The sequence below is a fragment of the Sphingomonas lacunae genome (assembly GCF_012979535.1).
Classification (GTDB): Bacteria; Pseudomonadota; Alphaproteobacteria; order Sphingomonadales; family Sphingomonadaceae; genus Sphingopyxis; species Sphingopyxis lacunae.
The window spans coordinates 986,655-1,006,268 of the sequence record NZ_CP053015.1; the positions used below are offsets into that span (position 1 = coordinate 986,655).

The 19,614-nt window shown below is 64.5% G+C and carries 16 protein-coding genes; all 16 read left to right on the plus strand.

What is annotated here, in order from left to right:
• The first annotated feature begins 26 nt into the window (after positions 1-26).
• The 16 genes from GV829_RS04595 to GV829_RS04670 all read left to right on the plus strand — a co-directional run bounded on the left by GV829_RS04595 (position 27) and on the right by GV829_RS04670 (position 19,599).
• Complete coding sequence (locus GV829_RS04595; protein WP_169944287.1) at positions 27-665, plus strand: hypothetical protein; 639 nt, start codon at positions 27-29, stop codon at positions 663-665.
• A gap of 262 nt (positions 666-927) precedes the next feature.
• On the plus strand, positions 928-2,478 hold the full coding sequence (locus tag GV829_RS04600; RefSeq protein WP_169944289.1) for a hypothetical protein: 1,551 nt from the start codon (positions 928-930) through the stop codon (positions 2,476-2,478).
• A gap of 10 nt (positions 2,479-2,488) precedes the next feature.
• Positions 2,489-2,728: a hypothetical protein gene (locus tag GV829_RS04605; protein WP_169944291.1), complete on the plus strand. Its 240-nt coding sequence runs from the start codon at positions 2,489-2,491 to the stop codon at positions 2,726-2,728.
• 8 nt (positions 2,729-2,736) lie between these two features.
• The gene (locus GV829_RS04610; protein ID WP_169944293.1) at positions 2,737-3,408 is read left to right on the plus strand and encodes a hypothetical protein; all 672 of its coding nucleotides are present in this window, start codon (positions 2,737-2,739) and stop codon (positions 3,406-3,408) included.
• Between the two features lie 27 nt (positions 3,409-3,435).
• Positions 3,436-5,076: a portal protein gene (locus GV829_RS04615; protein WP_169944295.1), complete on the plus strand. Its 1,641-nt coding sequence runs from the start codon at positions 3,436-3,438 to the stop codon at positions 5,074-5,076.
• Complete coding sequence (locus GV829_RS04620; RefSeq protein WP_169944297.1) at positions 5,066-5,362, plus strand: Bbp19 family protein; 297 nt, start codon at positions 5,066-5,068, stop codon at positions 5,360-5,362. The genes GV829_RS04615 and GV829_RS04620 overlap by 11 nt, the downstream gene beginning before the upstream one ends.
• Complete coding sequence (locus tag GV829_RS04625; RefSeq protein ID WP_169944299.1) at positions 5,355-6,275, plus strand: hypothetical protein; 921 nt, start codon at positions 5,355-5,357, stop codon at positions 6,273-6,275. The genes GV829_RS04620 and GV829_RS04625 overlap by 8 nt, the downstream gene beginning before the upstream one ends.
• A gap of 249 nt (positions 6,276-6,524) precedes the next feature.
• Positions 6,525-7,433: a phage capsid protein gene (locus tag GV829_RS04630; RefSeq protein WP_169944301.1), complete on the plus strand. Its 909-nt coding sequence runs from the start codon at positions 6,525-6,527 to the stop codon at positions 7,431-7,433.
• A 90-nt stretch (positions 7,434-7,523) separates the two neighbouring features.
• On the plus strand, positions 7,524-7,961 hold the full coding sequence (locus tag GV829_RS04635) for a hypothetical protein (protein ID WP_169944303.1): 438 nt from the start codon (positions 7,524-7,526) through the stop codon (positions 7,959-7,961).
• A gap of 115 nt (positions 7,962-8,076) precedes the next feature.
• Entirely contained in the window at positions 8,077-8,688 is a 612-nt protein-coding gene (locus GV829_RS04640; RefSeq protein WP_169944305.1) for a phage connector family protein, read from the plus strand.
• Positions 8,685-10,895, plus strand: a complete 2,211-nt coding sequence (locus tag GV829_RS04645; RefSeq protein WP_169944307.1) for a phage tail protein — start codon at positions 8,685-8,687, stop codon at positions 10,893-10,895. The genes GV829_RS04640 and GV829_RS04645 overlap by 4 nt, the downstream gene beginning before the upstream one ends.
• Complete coding sequence (locus tag GV829_RS04650; RefSeq protein WP_169944309.1) at positions 10,895-11,335, plus strand: hypothetical protein; 441 nt, start codon at positions 10,895-10,897, stop codon at positions 11,333-11,335. Before GV829_RS04645 ends, GV829_RS04650 begins: the two co-directional genes overlap by 1 nt.
• Entirely contained in the window at positions 11,335-11,844 is a 510-nt protein-coding gene (locus GV829_RS04655; protein ID WP_169944311.1) for a hypothetical protein, read from the plus strand. The genes GV829_RS04650 and GV829_RS04655 overlap by 1 nt, the downstream gene beginning before the upstream one ends.
• Positions 11,845-11,847: 3 nt before the next feature.
• Complete coding sequence (locus tag GV829_RS04660) at positions 11,848-13,812, plus strand: hypothetical protein (RefSeq protein ID WP_169944313.1); 1,965 nt, start codon at positions 11,848-11,850, stop codon at positions 13,810-13,812.
• Complete coding sequence (locus tag GV829_RS04665; RefSeq protein WP_169944315.1) at positions 13,809-17,069, plus strand: lytic transglycosylase domain-containing protein; 3,261 nt, start codon at positions 13,809-13,811, stop codon at positions 17,067-17,069. The genes GV829_RS04660 and GV829_RS04665 overlap by 4 nt, the downstream gene beginning before the upstream one ends.
• A gap of 10 nt (positions 17,070-17,079) precedes the next feature.
• On the plus strand, positions 17,080-19,599 hold the full coding sequence (locus tag GV829_RS04670; RefSeq protein ID WP_169944317.1) for a hypothetical protein: 2,520 nt from the start codon (positions 17,080-17,082) through the stop codon (positions 19,597-19,599).
• The last annotated feature ends 15 nt before the right edge of the window (positions 19,600-19,614 follow it).

Below are 19,614 nucleotides of genomic sequence, written 5' to 3' on the forward strand. Positions count from 1 at the left end.
TTTCAATAAAATAGAGGGAAAAAGCAGTGTCGGGGACGGGCGGTGTGGAGAAATTTTCGGGCGACGCGATGCGCGAGCTGCGGGACGAGTTCGAGGCCGTCCAGGCGGCGTCGGCCGGCGAGCAGGTGGCGCTGCCGATCGACCTGACCGAGAGCGATGCGCACCATGCGCTGCCCGACGCCAGCGAGATCGTCGCGATCCAGATGGAGCTGGGCTGTGACGTCGGCGAGGCGGTGCGCGAGCATCGGCGGCGCGGGCGCGGTGGCAGGCCAAAGGGGGCCAAGAATCGCAGGACCGAGGAATTCAGCCGCTACATCCTGCAATTCGGGCCGCATCCGGGGGTCACGCTGGCGCGGATACAGGGGCGACCAACCGAAGTGCTGGCAAAGGAGCTGGGCTGCTCGATGGAAGCGGCCATGGGGATGCAGATCCGCGCGGCGGCGGAGTTGTTGCCCTATGTCGAGGGCAAGAAGCCGGTCGAGGTCAACATGCACCACGGCGGGCACATGTCGCTCGTCCTGGAGCAGGGCGGGGCGATGGACGGCGGCCTGATCGAGGGCGCGGCGATCGAGCCGATGCTGGCATTCGCACCGATGCCCGACGATGGGGTAGAAATGGCGGAAAAGCGTGGGTTTGACGAGGCAGAAGAAGGGCATTCGGAATGACATTGTCGGAACGCTGGGCGCAATGCCTTGCAAAATCTCGCTTTTTGGCGGGGAGTCGTAAGCTTTCGCAGCTTCACGGCCTCGCCGCCCTGGTCGGTTTGCAACCGACCCCCCCGGCCCCCCCCAGCCGGTCGATCCCAATCCCTCTCCGGGTCGCGCACGCGCGGTTCGGAATTTTTTGCCGGCCCTTCGGGCCCGCCCCGACCCTCTTGACCGGTTCAGGAGCCGCGAAATTTCGTCGGCCTGTAGTGGGGTCGGGGATATGAGCGGGGTCGAGCGGGTCATGAAACCGGTAGGGCCGGTTGCAGGGGCGTTCATGGAAAGCCGCGCGGTGATCGCCGGCATCATGGGGCCGGTGGGCGCGGGCAAGACAGTGGCGAGCATCGCCCATTGTGTCAAGCTGGCCAGCTGGCAAAATGCCGTATGGGATCCCCAGCGCGGCTGCCACGTCAAGAAATGCCGGATCGCCGTGGTGCGCGACACCTATCCGAACCTTGACCGCACGGTGATCAAGAGCTGGCACCAATGGTTTCCGGCGACGATGGGCAAATGGAGCTGGGGTAGCCCCAGAACGCATAATTTCACGATGACCGCCGGGACCAAGGGCCTGCGGGGTTACCATGAAATCGACATGGAGATGATCTTTACCGCCATCGGCGAGCACGCGGTCGAGGATGTGCTGCGCGGGCTTGAGCTGACCGGCCTGTGGTTCAACGAGGCCGACCTGCTGCCGCGATCGGCGGTTGACGTCGGTATCGGCCGTATCGGCCGGTACCCATCGGCGATCGAGGGTGGTTGTGCCGTGTCGCAGATCTTTTGCGATTTCAACGCGCCCGACGAGGACAATTGGGCCTATGACCTGTTTGTCGACCAGAGCATCGATCCTGAGATTCGCCAACAGATCGAGGAGGAAATCGGCCAGGATCAACCGCTGATCGCTTTTTACCGGCAGCCCGGCGCGCGGGAAAAAGGTGCAGAGAATCTGCACAACCTGCCCAAAGGATACTATGCAAAACAATTAGTTGGGATGCGCGCCGATAAAATTCGCCGTTTGATCGACAATCAGTTTGGTGCGGTCAAATCGGGTATGCCGGTCTATCCCGAGTGGAATGACAGTCTGCATGTGGTCGACAAGCTGGCCCCGGTGCGCGGCCTGCCGCTGCGGATCGGGATGGATGCCGGCCTGACGCCAGCGGCGGTGATAGGCCAGCGCAACGCGCTTGGCCAGACACTGGTGCTGGCCGAACTGGCGGTGTTCATCGATGAGGAAGACGGTTCGCTGGGCAGCATTGGCCCCACGGCGTTCGGCGAGGCATTGGCTGACCTGTTGCAAAGCCGGTTTCCGGGGTTCCCGGTGGAGTGGGCGGCGGTCGATCCTGCGGCGGCGGCGGGGACGGATGGCAGCGGTAACGAGCTCAACTGGTTGCAGATTGCCGCCAAGGCGTCGGGCCTGCGGATCAGGCCTGCCCCGGTGCCGAACAATTCGCTGGATGTCCGGTTGGAAGCGGTGCGCAAGCCGCTGTCGCGGCTGGTTGAGGCCGGTCGGCCGGGCCTGTTGGTGTCGTCGGAATGCAAGGTATTAAGGCGCGGCTTCAACAGCGGCTATGTGTTCCGCCGAACCGCCCTGGCTGGCGGCGATGGCCGATATGAGAACAAGCCGGTGAAGAACCAATACAGTCACGTCCATGACGCCTTGCAGTATCTGATGGTGACCAGCGGCGAAGGCCGCATGGCCGCCGCTGCGGCTGATGGCGGGCGGCGAGGTTCGGGCCCGCGCGTCCAAGTTGTCGGCGAGTACAACCCTTTTGCGTGAGGATGATCCGATGAAGGCTCTCGGAAAAGTCGGAAAGGCGCTGGTTTCCCCGCTGGGTGCGGCGGTTGGCGTGTTCAAAAAGCCCAAGATTCCGGCGCCGACGCCGGTGGCGACCCGCGACAATGTGCGCATGTCCCAGATTGCCGAGGACCGGATGCTGAAACGGCGCGGTGGCCTGGCTGACCTGTTCACCGGTGCCACTGGTGCCGAACCTGCCCCGGTCGGGGCGAAAGCCCTGTTGGGGCAGTGATGGAGACGATGATGGCAAAAACCACGACAGAAGCCCCGGCCAGCGAAGGGCTGGGCGGCCCGGGCCTGACAGACCTGGCGACCGATCCGGCAGCGGCGCCCTCCACCGATCCGGCGCCTGTTGACGAGCCGACCCCGCTGGAAACGGCGGTGGCGGCGGCGGACGCTGCGCCGGCAGATCCTGCTGCCGATCCGGCAGTGGCATCCGCTGAGGCCGAAGCCGAAGCCAAGGGTGCGGCTGACGAGGCGGCAAAGGCCAAGGGTTTTGCCAATGCGCAAGCCGAAGCGGATGCCAAGGCCGCTGCCGAGACGGGGGACAAAAAGGCGGCAAAGCCGCGCCAGCGCAAGCCCAAGGCCCCGGTTGCAGCTGACTTGCCCGAGCTGGCTGACTGGCTGGCATCCGGCCATGGCGAGCTGTCGATCGGCTTTGGCGATGTTGCCGCGCCAGCGGCATCGATGCCGTCAACGCCGGTGGCAGGAATGACCCGTCGCGGCGGCCGATTTGTTACCGATGGTGCGGTTGTGCCGCGCACGGCACGGCTGCCGGGTGCGCTGTCGGTAACCCATGCCTGGCTGATCGATGGCACCACGCCGATCGCGCGGTGCGAGCTGGGCGCGGCCATGACCCTGCAACCCAATGTGCAGGTCGAGTTCAAGGCCGGATCGCTGGCCTTTTCCTGATCCTGACCCACGTCAAAGGAGATTCCCATGGCTGCAACGGAGCAGGTTGACGACATCCTGCATCGATTTTCCGAGATGGAAAGCGCCCGGCAGCCGTGGGAATCGGCCTGGCGCGAAATTGATGAGCGGATCAACCCGCTGGGCCAAGGCGGGTTTTCGACCAAATCGCAAGGGGGTGTGCGTGGTGTCGATATTTTTGACCATACGGCCAGCGAGGGGCTGAACCGTTTTCAGGCCGCCTATACCGGCATGATCATCCCGCGCGGCGAACGCTATCACCAGCTGATCACGACAGATTCGGCGCTGAACGATTTGCCGGCAGCCCAGCGGTGGCTGGAAGAAGCAAACGACAAGCTGTTTGCCATGCGGTACGCGCCCATGGCCGGGTTTGACCCGGAAGCCGGCATGAATATCCGTTCGCTGGGTAGCTATGGCTGTGGCCCGCTGTGGATCGATCATTGGGTTGGCCGCGGCATTTTCTACAAATGCCTGCACATGTCCGAGGTCTATATTGCCGAGGATTTCCGGGGGCGGGTTGATACTGTGGCCCGCAAGTTCAAGCAGACGGTGCGCCAGTTCCTGCAACAGTTCGGCAGAGACAATCTGCCGCCGTCGATCGCCAAGGCGGTCGAGGGCAATGAGTTGTCACGCGAGTTTGACGTGCTGCATGTCGTGCGGCCGCGCGCCGATGTCGATCCCGAGCGGCTCGATTTCCGGCGCCTGTCGATCGAAAGCCTGTATGTGCTGATGGCCGACAAGGTCATCGTGCGCGAGGGCGGATATTCGTCAATGCCGATCACGGTATCGCGCTATGTCACCGGCCCGCGCGAGATCTATGGCCGGTCGCCGGCGCTGCAAGTGCTGGGCACCATCCGCACCGCGAACGAGATCATGAAAACGCTGCTGCGACAGGCGCACAAGGCGGTCGATCCGCCGCTGTTGCTGCCGGAAGATGGCGTGCTGACGCGGGTAGGAACAATGCCCGGCGGCGCCAATGTCGGCGGCCTTGACTTCAACGGCCGCCCAATGGTGGTTCCGTTGCAGACAGGCGGGCAGCTGGGCATCGGCATGGACATGCTCAACAATGAGCGCGAAGTCGTGCGCGATGCGTTCCTGGAAAAGGTCTGGTCGCTGATCCTTGACCGCAAGGACCGCATGACGGCAACCGAAGTGCTGGAAATCAGCCGCATGCAAGGCATGTTGCTGGCCCCGATGGCCAGCCGGCAGGAAGCCGAATGGCTTGGCCCGCAAATCGAGCGCGAGCTCGATATCGGCATGTCGTCAGGCTATATCCCGCCGATGCCGCCCGAGATGCGCGAAGCCGGCGCGCGGGTGAAAGTGATCTATGACAACCCATTGTCGCGGGCGGCCAAGGCCGAGGAAGCCATTGGCTTTTCGCGCTATATCGAGACACTGATTCCGTTGGCCAATATCGTCGGCGAAGAGGTGTTCGACGTGATCGACACTGAAGCCGCCCCGCGCGAGTTGGGAAGAGCGTTGGCCGTGCAGCAGAAGTATATGGCACCGCCAGATGCGGTTGCAGCCAAGCGCGAAGATCGCGCACAGCGAAAGGCGCAAGAGTCTGTCTTGGCCGCGCTGCCTGCCGCCGCTGGCGCGGTGAAGGATCTGGCATCGGCGCGAGCACAGGAAACCGCCTATGCCGGATGAAAGCCATCTGTCGGTCATTGAGCGGGTGCAGCGATGGTGGAATGCCCGCCGGGCGCACCATTACCGTGAAACCTTTCTGGGCCCGGACGGCACGCCGCATGTCCATGCCCGCAAGGTGCTGGCCGACCTGAACCGTTTTTGCCGGGTCAACAGCAGCACATTTGACCCAGATCCCCGCACGCACGCGCTGCTCGAAGGGCGGCGCGAAGTGGCGCTGAGGATCCTCGCGTTCCTGAATATCGATAGCGCGGATATCGCGCCCTATGTGGAGGTGCAAAATGAGTGAAGCTGTTGCTGGCGGCGATGCCGTCGTGGCGCCCCCGGCTGATGCCGGGGCTGGTGGTGCTGATGCGGGCGGCGCGGCCGCACTGTTGTCCGGTGGCGGCGACGGTGCTCCGCCTCCCGATGGTGGGTCGGGTAATGGCGGCGGCGGCGATCCCTGGTATGCCGGCCTGCCGGACGAGGACCGCAGCTGGGCGGAAAAGAAGGGTTTTGCCGACCTGCCCGCCGCGCTGAAATCCTATCGCGAGCTGGAAGGGCGCTATCTGTCGGGCGACAAGCTGGTCGTGCCGAAGGAAGGTGACCCGCAAGAGGTGTTCGATCGCTATTATGCGGCGATCGGGCGGCCCGAAGCGCCGGACAAATATGAGTTCAAGGCCCCCGACGGTCACGAGCTGGACGCCGACCTGACGGGCCGGATCGGCAAAAAGGCGTTCGAGGCGGGTGTGCCGCAAGCGATGCTGGCCCCCTTGGTCGATGAATTCAACGCCTATGTCCTGGAGCAACAGCAGACCGCCGAAGCGGCCCGGATTGCGGCCAAGAATGAGGGGGTTGCCGAGGTTCGCCGCGAATGGGGTGACAATTTCGACAGCCGGATTGCCCAGGCCAATCAGGCGATGCGAATGCTCGAACTGACGCCGGACGACATTGGCGCGCTGGAGGACGCATGGGGTACCCCGCGCGTGCTGCGGTTGATGCACAAGCTGGGCGCCGGCATGGGCGAGGATGCCCTGATCGGCGGCGGTGCGGCGCAACGGTTTTCGCTCAGCCCCGCCGAGGCGCGAGCCGAGCGTGAGCGACTGGAATCCGACCCGGATCATATCAAGCGATACATGTCTGGCGACAAGGCGTCGCGCGAGCGGATGGCGATGCTCAACCAGATCATTGCGGCCGACGAGGAGCGCCGTCGCAACGGCTGAGGCGGGTGGTGGAAAGCTCGTCCCCGGTTGGGGAAATGTGGGCCGGCAGCATTGGTATTAATGGGGGCGGGTCCGCAGGGATATACCGCCCCCTTGTCTGACAAGCCCAAGGTTTCCCGATGTGGCCCGGACTCGTCGCCCCGCAGACAGGGGTCGCCCAAGCGGGCGTTACCGCCAGAAAGGCCCGGCCCCCGGCTGACAAGCCCTTCGCTCTGATGAACGAACCCATCCCAGTGAAGGAATTGACCCATGTCCCAGTTTGTTACCGCGACCCATCGCGAAACCTATGGCAGCAACATGCGCATGGCGCTGCAACAGCGCGTGCCGAAGCTGCTTTCGGCGATCACCACGCGCACCGTATCGGGCGAAATGCACAAGATCGAGGACGTTGTCGGCGCGGTCAATGTGCAGCGCAAGCAGACGCGCCATGCCAACACCACCTATAACGACACGCCGCACGACGGCCGCTGGCTCGGGATGCCCGAACCGATTTTCTATGCCGACCTGGTCGACAAGGAAGACAAGCTGGCGTCGGGCATCGACATCGAGGGCGGTTATACCAAGGCCGGCGCCATGGCGATCGCACGCGGCACCGATGACGCGATCATTGGCGGGTTTTTCAACCCGGCGCAGACCGGCAAGAAGGGCACGATCCTGACGCCGTTCGATACCAGCAACATCGTGCCCTATACCGAGGGCGCAACCGACGGCATGAACGTCGAGAAGCTGGCCGCTGCCCGCGAGATCCTGATCGGCAATGATGTCGATATCGACATGGACGAGCTGTATGTCGCCCTGACATCCAAGCAGGAACGCCAGCTGTTCAGCGATGTCACCGCTACGTCGCGCGATTTTGGCGCGACCGGCATGGAGATCCGCGAGGGCAAGCTGTCGCGCCTGATGGGTTTCAACCTGATCGTCATCGAATTGCAGAGCCCGCGCTTCACCAATGCCAGCCTTACCGTCGATGGCAGCAGTCGGCGCAAGAACCCGTTCTGGGCCAAGAGCTGCATGTTTGGCGGCATGTGGGAAGAAAGCTTCACCAGCGTCGATCAGCTGCCGACGAAGCATTTTTCCGCCCAGGTCTATGCCCGTCGCCAGTTCGATGCCTGCCGCACCGACGAGGGTGGCGTGGGCTACATCGAAAACGTCGAATGATGATTTGCGGGCGGGTGGGGTGACCCACCCGCCTGACCGCATCGATCCCGCGATCCTGCCCGCTGTTGCCGGCAAAAGAGGAACAACATCATGCCACAGACATTTTCCCGTGAAACCAATGGCAAGCTGGATACTGCCGGCCTGTCACTGCTCGATGGCCGCACCTATCGCGCCAAGGTCAAGTCGATCCGCGCCACCATCGATTATGATGGCCAAGCGTCGGGCGACACGATTGTCCTGGGCGAGCTGCCGGTCGGCGCCACCTTTCTCTATGGCGTCCTCATCGCGTCGGCGACCGCCGGTGCATCGGCGACCATCGCGATCGGCACTGCCGCCGCCGCTGGCAAATACCGGACGGCCGCAACCTTTACCGCCGCGAACACGCCGACGATGTTTGGCAATGCCGCAGCGGTCGATGATGACCTGCTGGCCGCCGCCGAGCGCGTCATTGCGACGGTCGGCACGGCCGCCCTGCCGAACAGTGCCGATTTCCTGATCGTCGAACTGTTCTACGCTGACGCCAGCTGATGATTGCCGTCCGGCGCCCGAGACGCCGGACAGCAAGGACGTGCCCGGTGGCGATGCACCTTCCCCACCGGGCCGTTTTCTCCCTTTCCCTGCCCCGATATGAGCGGATGACGCCATGGTTGACCGTGTAGCTGTTTCCAATCTGGCCCTGTCGATCATCGGGGAAGATGACCAGCTGGTTGATCCGCTGGATGATACCAAGGCCGCCCGTACGATCGCCGCTGTGTGGGATGCTGTCCGCGACGAGGTGTTGCGCAAGCATCCGTGGAATTTCGCCATCCGCCGGACGATGCTGACCGCTGTCGATGGCTATGCGCCGGTCAATGATTTCACCCATTTGTACACCCTGCCGCCCGATTGCCTGCGGGTGCTGGACGTGGCGATCGGCGGCACGCTGACCCGCGACTATGCGATCGAGGCGCAGGGGCTGTTGTCCTATGGACCCGGCCCTGTCGGCCTGCGCTATGTGTCGCGGGTCGAAAATGCCGCCTTGTGGGACAGTTGCTTTGTCCGGGCATTCGCCTGCCGTCTGGCCTGGCAGATCAGTGAGCGGATCACCGGCGATCTGAACCGCAAGGCGGCCATTGACCGGGATTACCGACTGGCGCTGGCCGAGGCCAAGGCGGTTGACGGCCGCGAGAACCCGCCCGAACCGGCCATGGACAGCAGCTGGATCACGTCGCGCATCACCGGCCCGTCCGGCATCGGCGAGGGCAGTGGCTGGTGAGCGGTACGAATGTCATCCAGGCCAGTTTCAACGGCGGCGCGCTGTCGCGCCGGCTGCAATCGCGTGTCGACACACAGATTTACGGCACGGCGGTTGCCGAGCTGACCAACATGATCCCGACAGTCGAGGGGCCGCTGATCAAGCGCCCCGGCACGCGCTGGCGGGCAGAAGCGCCGGCCAGCGCAAGCTGGTTGAGCCCGTTCGTGTTCAATGCGACGCAAGCCTATGTGCTCGTCTGGAGCGATCAGCTCGTCCATTTCATGACCAATGACGCGGTGTTGCTGGACGAGAGCGACAATCCGGTCGAGGTCGAGGTGCCGTACAGCGAGATCGAGGCGACGCAGGTGTCGCAGATCCAAAGCAATGATGTGCTGCGGCTGGCGCATGAGAATCACCCCCCGGCCAAGCTGATCCGCACCGGCGCGGCAACATTCACCTATGCCCCGCTGGCGCTGAAAGTGGAGCCGTTTGCCACGCCTAACAGCAATGAGGCGGTGTTTGTCTATGCTGATGACGTGACCGGCACGGTCACGCTGAACGCGATTGGTGGCGATGTTTGGCAGGCAGGCCATGTGGGTGCTCAATTTCGTATTGAAGCCGAGGATTTCAGCGATATCGAGGCATGGCAGCCCGGCATTGACGGCATTACCATCGGCACGTTGCGGCGATCAGAGGGCAAGGTGTATCGGGCCGAAACCAGCGGGCGCACCGGCAATGAGCAGCCGCTGCACACACGCGGGGCCGAATGGGACGGATCAAGCGGCACGGACATCAACAGCAAGGGCCCCTATGGCGTCCGCTGGGCCTATGTTCATGACCGGTTCGGCATTGTGCGAATCACCGGATTCACGTCGGCAACAGAGGTCACGGCCGAGGTTGTCCGCCGCATTCCGTCAAGCGTGACGACAACCGGCAGCTATCGCTGGTCGCATGGCTGGATGTCCGACGCGGCGGGATGGCCGCACCTGGTCACCATCTATCGCGGGCGGTTGTGCCTGTTCAAAGCCAATGAATTCGCCGGCAGCGTGCTGGGCGATTATGAGGATTTCAGCGAGTATAACGAGGATGCCGAGCGATCCGAGGATATGGGGTTCCGGCGCCTGATCGATGCGCCCGACAGGCCCCTGTGGTGCCAGGTCGATGGCGACGCCCTGTTGATCGGCACGAGCCGGGGGGAGTTTTCGATCACCCCGCAAAACACGTCCGAGATTTTCTCTGGCGGCAACATGCAGATCAAGCCGAACAGCTGGCATGGCAGCGAGGCGGCCGACACGGTGCAGACCGCGACTGAAACCATTTTCATCCAGCGCGGCGGCCACAAGATCCGCGCGGCGCGTTATGCCATCGAACAAGACCGTCGCACGGCGCGCAACCTGTTGCTTTATGCCCGGCAGATGGGTCGGCCGAAGCTGACGCAGCTGGCCTATCAGGCCGAGACAGAGGAATTGCTGTGGGCGCTGCGCAGCGACGGGACGGTTGCAGTGCACAGTTACAACCCCGACCAGGATGTCAAGGGATGGGCCATGGGCCTGTCGATCGAAGGGGCGGCAGTGCGTTCCATCTGTGTTATCCCGTCAACCGACGGCAGCCGCGATGACCTGTGGCTGCTTGTCGATCGCGGCGGGACCATCAGCGTCGAGCAGCTGGCCGAATGGTGGGACGAGGATGCCGGTTTGACGCCGGCGGACAGTTACCATCTGGACAGCGGCGTCAGCCATGTGGGCGCCCCGGTGAGCAGCATCGGCGGCCTGCTGCATCTGGCCGGCGAGACTGTCGCCATTTTGGCCGATGGCGCCATTCAACCGCCGCAGGTGGTGGCAAACGACGGGACGGTGACCATCAGCCCGGCAGCATCCAAGGTTCATGTCGGGAAGCTGTACACTGCCCGGATGACGACGCTGTCGCCCGATGTGCCTATGCGCGACGGCACGAGCCAGGGGCGGCGCCGTCGCCTGAATCGCCTCATTGCCCGCCTGATCGACAGTTTCCGGGTGTTCGGCGGTGACAAGGGTGGCAAGCTGGATGAGCTGACCGATCGGCCGAACAGTGCCCTGATGGGCAGCGGCCCCGGCCTGTTCAGCGGCACGGTGACCCGCAGCGTTGGCGGCGGGTGGAATAGCGATGGGCAGGCCACGCTGGAATCACGCACGCCCTTCCCCTGGATATTGTCGGCGATCATCGCGCGGATCGAGCTGGGGGATCAGTGATGGCGCGGATCCGTGCATTCCAGCCAACCGATGCGGTGGCCATCCATTTGCAGCAAAGCCAGATTGGCCAGATGGGCGCGTTCGAGCCGGTGCGCAACCTGCGCTATGGCATGGAACTGGACCTGATGGGGCCGGCCTGGACAGCCGTTGACGATGCCGGCGAGATATTGATGTGCGCCGGGCTGGGCGAAGTGTTTCCCGCTGTGCAAGTGACGGCATGGGCGCTGATCGGCAAGCTGGGCGTGCACCAGCTGAGCGTGATGCGAGAGATGCGCCGGATCCTCGACAGTCAGCCCTTTGTCCGCATTGAGGCGCTGGCCCGGGCCGCCGTGCCATCCGAGGGGCAGTTTCTGCGGCTGGCAGGGTTCCGGCTGGTTGCCCGGCTGGCCAAGTGGGGGCCGCTGTCCGAAGATTATGAGCTGTATGAGAGGGTGCGATAATGGCGCAGCTAGCGGTTCCGATGATGGCAGCGGGCGGTATCGTCAAAGCCGTTGGTGGCGTGCGCGCCGGTCTGTTCAACCAGGCGGTTGCCCAGACGCAGGCTGATGAAGCCCTGGCAATCGGCAATGCCGAAGCCATGCAGGTGCGCGATGCCGCGCGGGCGACGATGGTCAACCAGTTGGGCAGCATGGCCGAAAGCGGCTTTGCGATTGGTGAAGGAACGGCGCTGACCGTGCTGGAGCAAAGCCTGTTGAACCGCGAGGTCGATGTCATGCAGGCCCGCCGCAACGCCGCCGGCAAGGCGGCTGGGCTGCGTGCACAAGGCAGGATGGCGATGGAGCAGGGCCTGTTCGGCGCGGCGGCGGAGCTGATCGGCGCGGCAGGTGCCATTGGCAATTACCGGGCGGACTATGCGGCGGCACGCGGACCTGTTGCGCCACGTGGATCGAACCAACCCGGATCAAGCAGCGGCGGCCGTGGTGGCCCGAGCAGCGGAAAGGGGCAGTAGATCATGGCCAGCGTCTATCGTCCCCAGATTGCCCCGCAGATGACGAGCGGGGCCCTGCCCACGGCCAATCCCGACAGTTTCGGTGCCGGCATCGGCGATGCCATTGCCGGTATCGGCATGGACATTGGCCAGCGCGCGGTGCGCGAAGCCCGGATGGAAGCCGAGCGCAAGCGCGACATCGATGTCAGTCAGGCGATGGCAGGTCTGGCAACACTGCGCGGGGAATTGGACGCGGCCGACAATGAAGCGCGGATGACAGCCCGCGCAGGCGCCCCCGGCCATGCGGCGGCGATGGGCCAGTTGTTTGACGAGCGGGCCGCAGCATTGCTGGACAGCATCGGCGACCCGGACGTGCGTGCCCGCTTTGCTCCGCAAATTGCGGCGGCGCGGGCAAGTTTTGTCAGTGAGGCGGATGCCTTTGAACGGGGTCAAACGGTACGGGCAACGGTGGACAATGTGGGCGTGGCCGGCAATGCCTTTGCCAATCGCGCAGCGCGGGCGGCGACGCCCGAAGCATTGCAGACGGAAATTGACGGATTCACCGCATCAATCAATGCCCTGTCGCTTGATGGCCGGACCAAGGCCGAATTGACGCGGCAGTACCGGCAACAGGCGGTGGCGGGATGGGTCGGCAACCGCCCGCCCGAACAGATTGGCCCCTTGCTCGCCAGTGGGGCATTTGATGCCGAGCTGACGCCGCAACAGCAGGACGCGCTGCGCAATGGCGCGGATGTCGAGATCCGCCGTCGCGAGCTGGCCGCCCAGGCCGAGGCCCGTGCAGCGGCGGCGGCGGCCAAGGAGGAGATCGACCAGCTGCAACGCGAGGCGGCCGACGGCATCCCGATTGATCCGGCACGGCTTGACCGGGCCCGCGCGAACGCCGCGACCTATGGATTCACCGGCGATGCCTATGACATGGCGAAGCTGGCAGTAAAGGACGCGCTCAACCGGGAGTTCCGTTCGGCGACGCCATTGCAGATCGAGCAGCGTCTGCGCGCCCTGAACGGACAGATTGCCCAAGCTGGCGAGCGGGCCGAACCGGCCTGGATCATTGCGCGCGACCATTTGCAGTCCATGTTGGGTGCCCGGACAACACAGGTGGACAATGATCCGCAAGCCTTTGGCGCGGCGCTGGGCATCCAGTATGAACCGATCGACCTATCGAATCGAAGCAGTGTCGGCCGACGGGTGGCGGCAGCCAGAGCGACAGCCGAGGCAACAGGCAGGCCACCGGTCTATCTGTCGCCGCAGGAGGTGACCCAGATACAGGCCGACATGGACACGCCGACAGGGCGCCGGCAGGCGCTGGCGACGGCACAGGCGTTCATGGGTGTGGATCCGCAGGCGGTGCGACAAGTAGCGACGCAGTTGGCGCCGAATGATGAGTTGTTCATTCATGCGGCGGGCCTGCCCGGACAGGTCGGTGGGCAAGTCCTGGAAGGGCGTAGTCTAATCGGCAACAGCTATACCGCGCCGCGTGCGCTGGATGCCGGGTTGCAGCAGGCGATCGGGGCGGCCATGGCACTGATGCCGCCGCAATCGCGCAACAATGTGCTGGCGGCCGCGCGATCGCTCTATGCCTATCATGCCAGCCGGGACAATGTGCCGGATACGGCGGAATCGCGGGTGGATCCTGCCCGCGCGCTGCGCATGTTGCACCTTGCGACCGGCGCGACGACGCGCAGCGATGGCCAGCGGCAGGGTGGCATCGGCAATTGGGAAGGGCAGCCGGTCCTGCTCAATCCCCGGCTGACGCAGCGCGAGTTTGAAAGCCGCATGGCATCGCTCCGCACGACAGGGCTGTTCATGCGCGACGGTACGGAAATCAGCGGTGAGATGTTGAGGACCAACTATCTGCCGGTCATGCAGGCGGATGGCCGCTATCGCTTCCGCGACCGGCGGGGCGGCTTTGCCGTCCTGCAAAATGGCCGGGTCGGTGCGATTGACCTGCAAAGGCTTGGCCGGTGAGTGGCGGCGGTGTCTTTGGCATTTATGCCCCCGAACCGGAAGCGCCCGTAACCGCGAGCGAGGGGCCGGATTCGGGCTTTCTTGAAACGATTGGCGCGGCGTTCCGGCTGGGTGTTGATGAGCAGGTGCTGGTGCAGGATGGCCGGCTGGCCGAACGCTATGTCGGACTGGTGCGTGACCTGCAAGCATTGGGCGTTCCCCGTGACCGGCTGTGGAAGCCGCAGGAAATCGACATTTCTGCCCGCATGGGCAATGGCCCGACGCCCGCCGGCATGGAAGAAATTGACCGGGATGCTGTGTGGCGCGAGATTGCGGCGGCGCGGGCGCGCGGTCATCGCGGCTTTGCCAGTCTGCCGGCGACGCGCGACGAGTTTGACCGTGCCATCCTGACCCGGAACGGAGAACGGGCACGCGACCAAGGCATTGTCGATCGCGGTGGCTTCCTGCCCAATCTGATCGGATCGGCGGGATCATCCTTTACAGACCCGGTCAACCTGCTGACGCTGCCGATCGGCGGCGGCGGCAAGACATTGTTGCAGATATTTGCCCGCGAGGCGTTGGCCAACAGCGCGGTCGAGCTGTTGCAGACGCCGATGTTCATGCAAGGCCGTGCCAATCTGGGCGAGGATGTCACCGCCAGCGATGTCGCCCGTAACGTCGGCGCGGCTGCGCTGTTTGGCGGCACAGTGGGCGTAGGCGGCAGGGTTCTGGCCGATGCCGCAATGACCGCGACAGCCCCACTGGCGCGGGCATGGAATGAGCGGGGCAGTGTTGACCAGCAGATTGCGCGTGCGCTGTCTGGCGCGGTGGTGGACGAGAATAGCTGGCGCGGTGTGCGCCTGTCGCAGGATCTGTTTGACGGACTGTCTGACATGGACCTGGCCGAGGGTGTCCGCGTGGCGCGCGACGGTGTGCTGACGCCGACCGAGCGGGCGGCTGTGGCGGTGATCGAGCGGCAGGCCGAGATTGACACGGTCAACCCCTATCAGGGACCCAATGCGGCCGATGCCCATGCCGAACGGCTGGGTGATGCCATCAGCCGCGTGCTGAACGACCTGCCGGCGATCGATTATGAGGCGGCCGCGCGTGCGGGATTGCCGCAGGTGTCGGGCGAGCTGGCGACTGCGTCACCGATGCCTAGCGCCCCTGGCCGAGCAGCAGCGGCGGGTGAGGTCACGTCCGTAGGTGGTGACGCCTGGCGTGTTGTCAAAAACCGGATTGGCCATTTTGAAAGCGGCAATGGCCGCGCCTATAACAACGGCACTGGATCTAATGCTGCCGGCATATATCAGTTTATGCCCGACACATGGGTCGGCCTGTATCGCCGCCGGTTTGGCAATGACGGTCGAACCCGCGCGCAGATTTTGGAGTTGCGGCGTAGTCCGCAAATGCAAGAGCAGCTGATGGATGATGCCGGCGCAGGTTACATGCGCAATTTGGCCAGTTGGGGATTTCCAGCGACGCCAGCAAACCTGTATTTGCATCATCATTTCAGTCCCGCCAGTGCCCGTGCCATATTGGCATCACCGCGCGGCCGAACATTAGAATCGATTTTTCTCGAGGCCGAAGGCGGGCGGATGACTCGCCTGATCTTTGATCAGAATCCCCATTTGCGCCGCACCATGACCGCTGGTGACATATTGGACGAAATGGCGCGCCGGACCAGCGCAAGGCCCGGAAGGGCGCCACGCCGACCGGCAGCAGAGACGGCGCCGCCACCATCGAGTAATCCGGTTGCTGATACCGGCGTAACCACAGAAGCCTTGCGGGCCGAGGCGACGGTGCTGAACCAGCAGGCGATGATGTTGCCCGACATGAGCACGCTGACGACAGCGCGGTTTCGCCCTGACGAAGTGGATGTCGATGCCGAGCTGATGCAGTTCAAAGGCGGTGGCGATGCCTTTGGCGTCACTGAGCGGCTGCAAGGGGTCGAAACCTGGAATCCGGTGCTGGCCGGTCGCACCATTGTCTGGGAAGCCGAAGATGGGCGCCGCCTTATCGCTGATGGCCATCAGCGGCTGGGCCTTGCCCGGCGCATTGCCGCTGCTGATCCCGGCCAAAACCCGATGATTGACGCGATCGTGATGCGCGAGGCTGACGGCTGGGACGCGCAGAGCGTGCGGACCTGGGCGGCGTTGAAGAACATTGCCGAGGGCAGTGGCACGCCGGTTGACGCGGCCAAGGTGTTTCGTGCCATGGGGCCCGACGCGGCCGCCCGCTATCTGCCGCCGCGATCGGCGCTGGTGCGCGATGCTGGCGGTCTGGCACGGCTGGGTGACGAAGCCTTTGGCGCGGTGGTCAATGAGCTGGTTGACCCTGCCCATGCGGCGATTGTCGGCCGCGCGGTCAATGACCCGGGCACACAGGCGGCGCTGGTCAACCTGTTGATCCGTCTGCAACCGCGCACGCTGGGCGAGGCCGATGGCATTGTGCAGCAGGGCATTGCCGCCGGTTTCACGCGCGAAACGCAGGCCGACATGTTCGGCACGCTGGATTCGACCGTATCGCTGATGGTCGAGCGGTCGCGTGTGCTCGATCGCGGCCTTGCCGAATTGCGCAAGATGCGCCAGATTTTCACCACGGCGGCAAACAATGCCGAGACATTGGGCACGGCGGGCAACCGCATCGATGTGACCCGGAGCGCGCAGGAGGCGCTGGACAATGCGACAGCCGTTGACATCATCGCCCGCCTCGCCTGGCGCGCCGGTCCGGTCAAGGACGCCATCGACCGGGGGGCAAGAGCCCTTGCCGACGGCCAGCGGCAATCCGACGTCGTCCGCCAGTTCGTCCGCGATGTCCGGGCCATCGATGTCAACGAGCTTGTCCGGCGCGGAGCCGAAGTGGAAGGACCCGGCGTTGACGCGATCGATGGTGTCAATGCTGATGCAATCGGACGCGGAAGCGATGTTGCGGGAGAGGATGCTGGCATACCGCCGCAGTCAGGCTATTCCGACCAGCCCGACCTGAACGACAATGCCTGGCCGAGCCGTGCCGAGATAGAGGCGGCGGGCCAGACCGGTTTTGCCCTGTTTGACGAGCCGACGCTGCGGCCGTTTGATGATGCGGCCGAAGGGCCCGGCCCGCGTGCCCAGGTGGACAGCATTGACCATGACCTGAAGGCGCTGGCCGACGAGCTGGCGCAGGACGGCCCGGACATGTTCGCCCTGGATGATGGCGACCCGCGCCCGCTGGCCGACATTTTCGACGAGTTTGACCGTGACGCGGCCGCCATCGAGGCGGTGCGCGGATGCCTGTGAAGGGTAAGCCATGAGCCTTGATGTCTGTATTCCCGACCTGGTCGCCAAGGGGCAGCTGACGCAGGAGCAGGCTGACGAGCTGACCGGCCTGTATGGCGAGCTGAAGCGCAATTACCGCCGCCAGTTTGGCGATCAGACCGCTGCCGGCATGGCGACGCAGGAGACGCTTCGGGCGATGGAGCAGGCCGCCGCGCTGAAAAAGCGGCGGACGCTGTTGCAGGTGCAGGCCCAGCGGCAGGCATGGCTCAACATGCAAAGCTATGGCACTGGTGCGGGCGGCTTGCGCGTGCTGGATCCCGACCGGCCCGGCCATATGGGCGAGGCGGCCGACGCATTGCTGGCCCGGCGCGAATATGCGCCCTATGCCAATGTCGAGTATCAGGCGGTGGCGATCAAGGGGCAGGCCCATGCGACTCTGGCCGGATTTCTGGCCCGTCACCGCCGTGACATCATTGGCCGGGTGCAGGACAAGGCCGGGCTGGACGACATTGTGCGGGCGCTGTTTGGCGAGACGGTCGAGAATGCCAATGCGCGCGAGCTGGCCGACGCGGTGCGCGAGACGTTCGAGATGCTGCGGCTGCGGCGCAACGCGGCGGGGGGCAATACCGGCAAGCTTGACAATTATGGCCTGCCCCAGAGCCATGACAGCCAGGCCATATCCGATGCCGGCTATGCTGTCTGGCGCGACGAAATCTGGCCCCGGCTGGACCGGCAACGGATGATCGACGAGCGGACCAATGCGCCGTTCAGCGATGAGGCGTTGGAGCTGGCGCTGCGCGATGTCTATGAGACGATCAGCAGCGACGGCATCAGCAAGATGACCCCCGGTGCGTTCACGCGGGGCAGTCTGGCCGGACAGCGCGACCACAGCCGGTTCCTGCATTTCAAATCGGCCGATGACTGGATGGCCTATGCCAACCGCTTTGGCGGCAAGGGATCCCCGTTCGACACGATCATGGGCCATATCGAGCATATGAGCCGCGAGATCGCCGCGATGGAAATGCTGGGCCCGAACCCGGCGCAGACGGTGCGGTGGCTGGGCGACATGCTGCAAAAGGATGCGATCGCCAAGGGCGGCAGCAAGGCGCGGCGAGAGGCTGCCCGGCGCGCGGGTGACCGGGTGCAGCGGTTTTATGACGAGTTCATCGGCACCAATCGCCGCCCCGACAGTGAGACGCTGGCGCTGGGGTTTGGCGCGTTGCGGGCATGGCAGGTGGCGACCAAGCTGGGCAGTGCCGTGCTGTCGACAACGAGCGACCAGGCGACGCAGATCCTTGCCCGCCGATTCAACGGCCTGCCGGTGGCACGCATGATCCGCACACAGGCCGGCCTGTTGAACCCGGCCAGCGATGCCGACCGGCAATTTGCGGTCCGCGCCATGCTGACATGGGAGGGTGCGGCACAGATAGCGGCGGCCCAGGCGCGCATGACCGGCGAGGAAATCACCGGCGATATCGCCCGTCGCACGGCGGAAGGCGTGTTGCGCGCCAGTGGCCTGAACGCGATGACCGATGGCGGCCGCTGGGCATTCGGCATGGATTTCCTGTCCACCATCACCGGCAACCGGCATCTGCGATTTGCCGAGCTCGATCCCGATTTTCGCGGCAGTTTCGAGCGGCATGGCCTGACGGCGAGCCAGTGGGACGCGCTGCGCGCCACGCCGATCGAGAACCACAAGGGGGCCGAATGGATCCTGCCGGGGAACATTGGCGACCAGAAGGTGCGCGACGCCGTGCTGCGCATGATCATGGCTGAAACCGACATGGCGGTGCCGGTGGCAACGCTGCGCACGCGGGCGGCGTTCAACAGCACGTTGCAGCGCGGCACATGGGTCGGTGAGGCTGGCCGGACCATGCTGCAATTCAAGGCGTTTCCCATCACCCTGATGTGGCAGCAGATTGGCCGCATCATGGCGCAGCAGGGTTTTTCCCGCGCGACCTATGCGGCCAACATGATGATCCTGACGACATTGGCCGGGGCCGCCGCGATCCAGCTGAAAGAGGTGAGCAAGGGGCGCGACCCGCGCGAAGTGTATGACCCTGATGATCCGCAGGCGACAGCGTCATTCTGGGCTGCGGCATCGCTGCAAGGCGGCGGGTGGGGCATAGTCGGCGATTTCCTGAAAAGCTCCACCAACCGGTTCGGATTCGATGTCATGACGACCGTGGCCGGTCCATCGGCGCAGACGATCAACAATGTCGGCAACCTGTTGCTGACGCAGCCGGTCAAATATCTGATGGACGATGTGCCGGGCGATGGCAGCGGGGATGCCAACCCGGGCCGGGCGGCGGTCAGGATCCTGAAAAGCGAAACGCCGGGCGGCAGCCTGTGGTATGCGCGGCTGGCATTCGAGCGGATCATCCTCGACAATCTTTCGCGCTGGGCCGACCCCAATCATGAAGATGGTTTCCGCCGTCTGGGCCAGCAGGCCGAGGATATGGGCACCGAATATTTCTGGGCCCCGGGCGCTGGTATTAATGAGGCGCGGGCGCCTGATGTAACGGGCATTGTGGCCAGCGAGGAGCCATAGCAGCCGACGGATTTA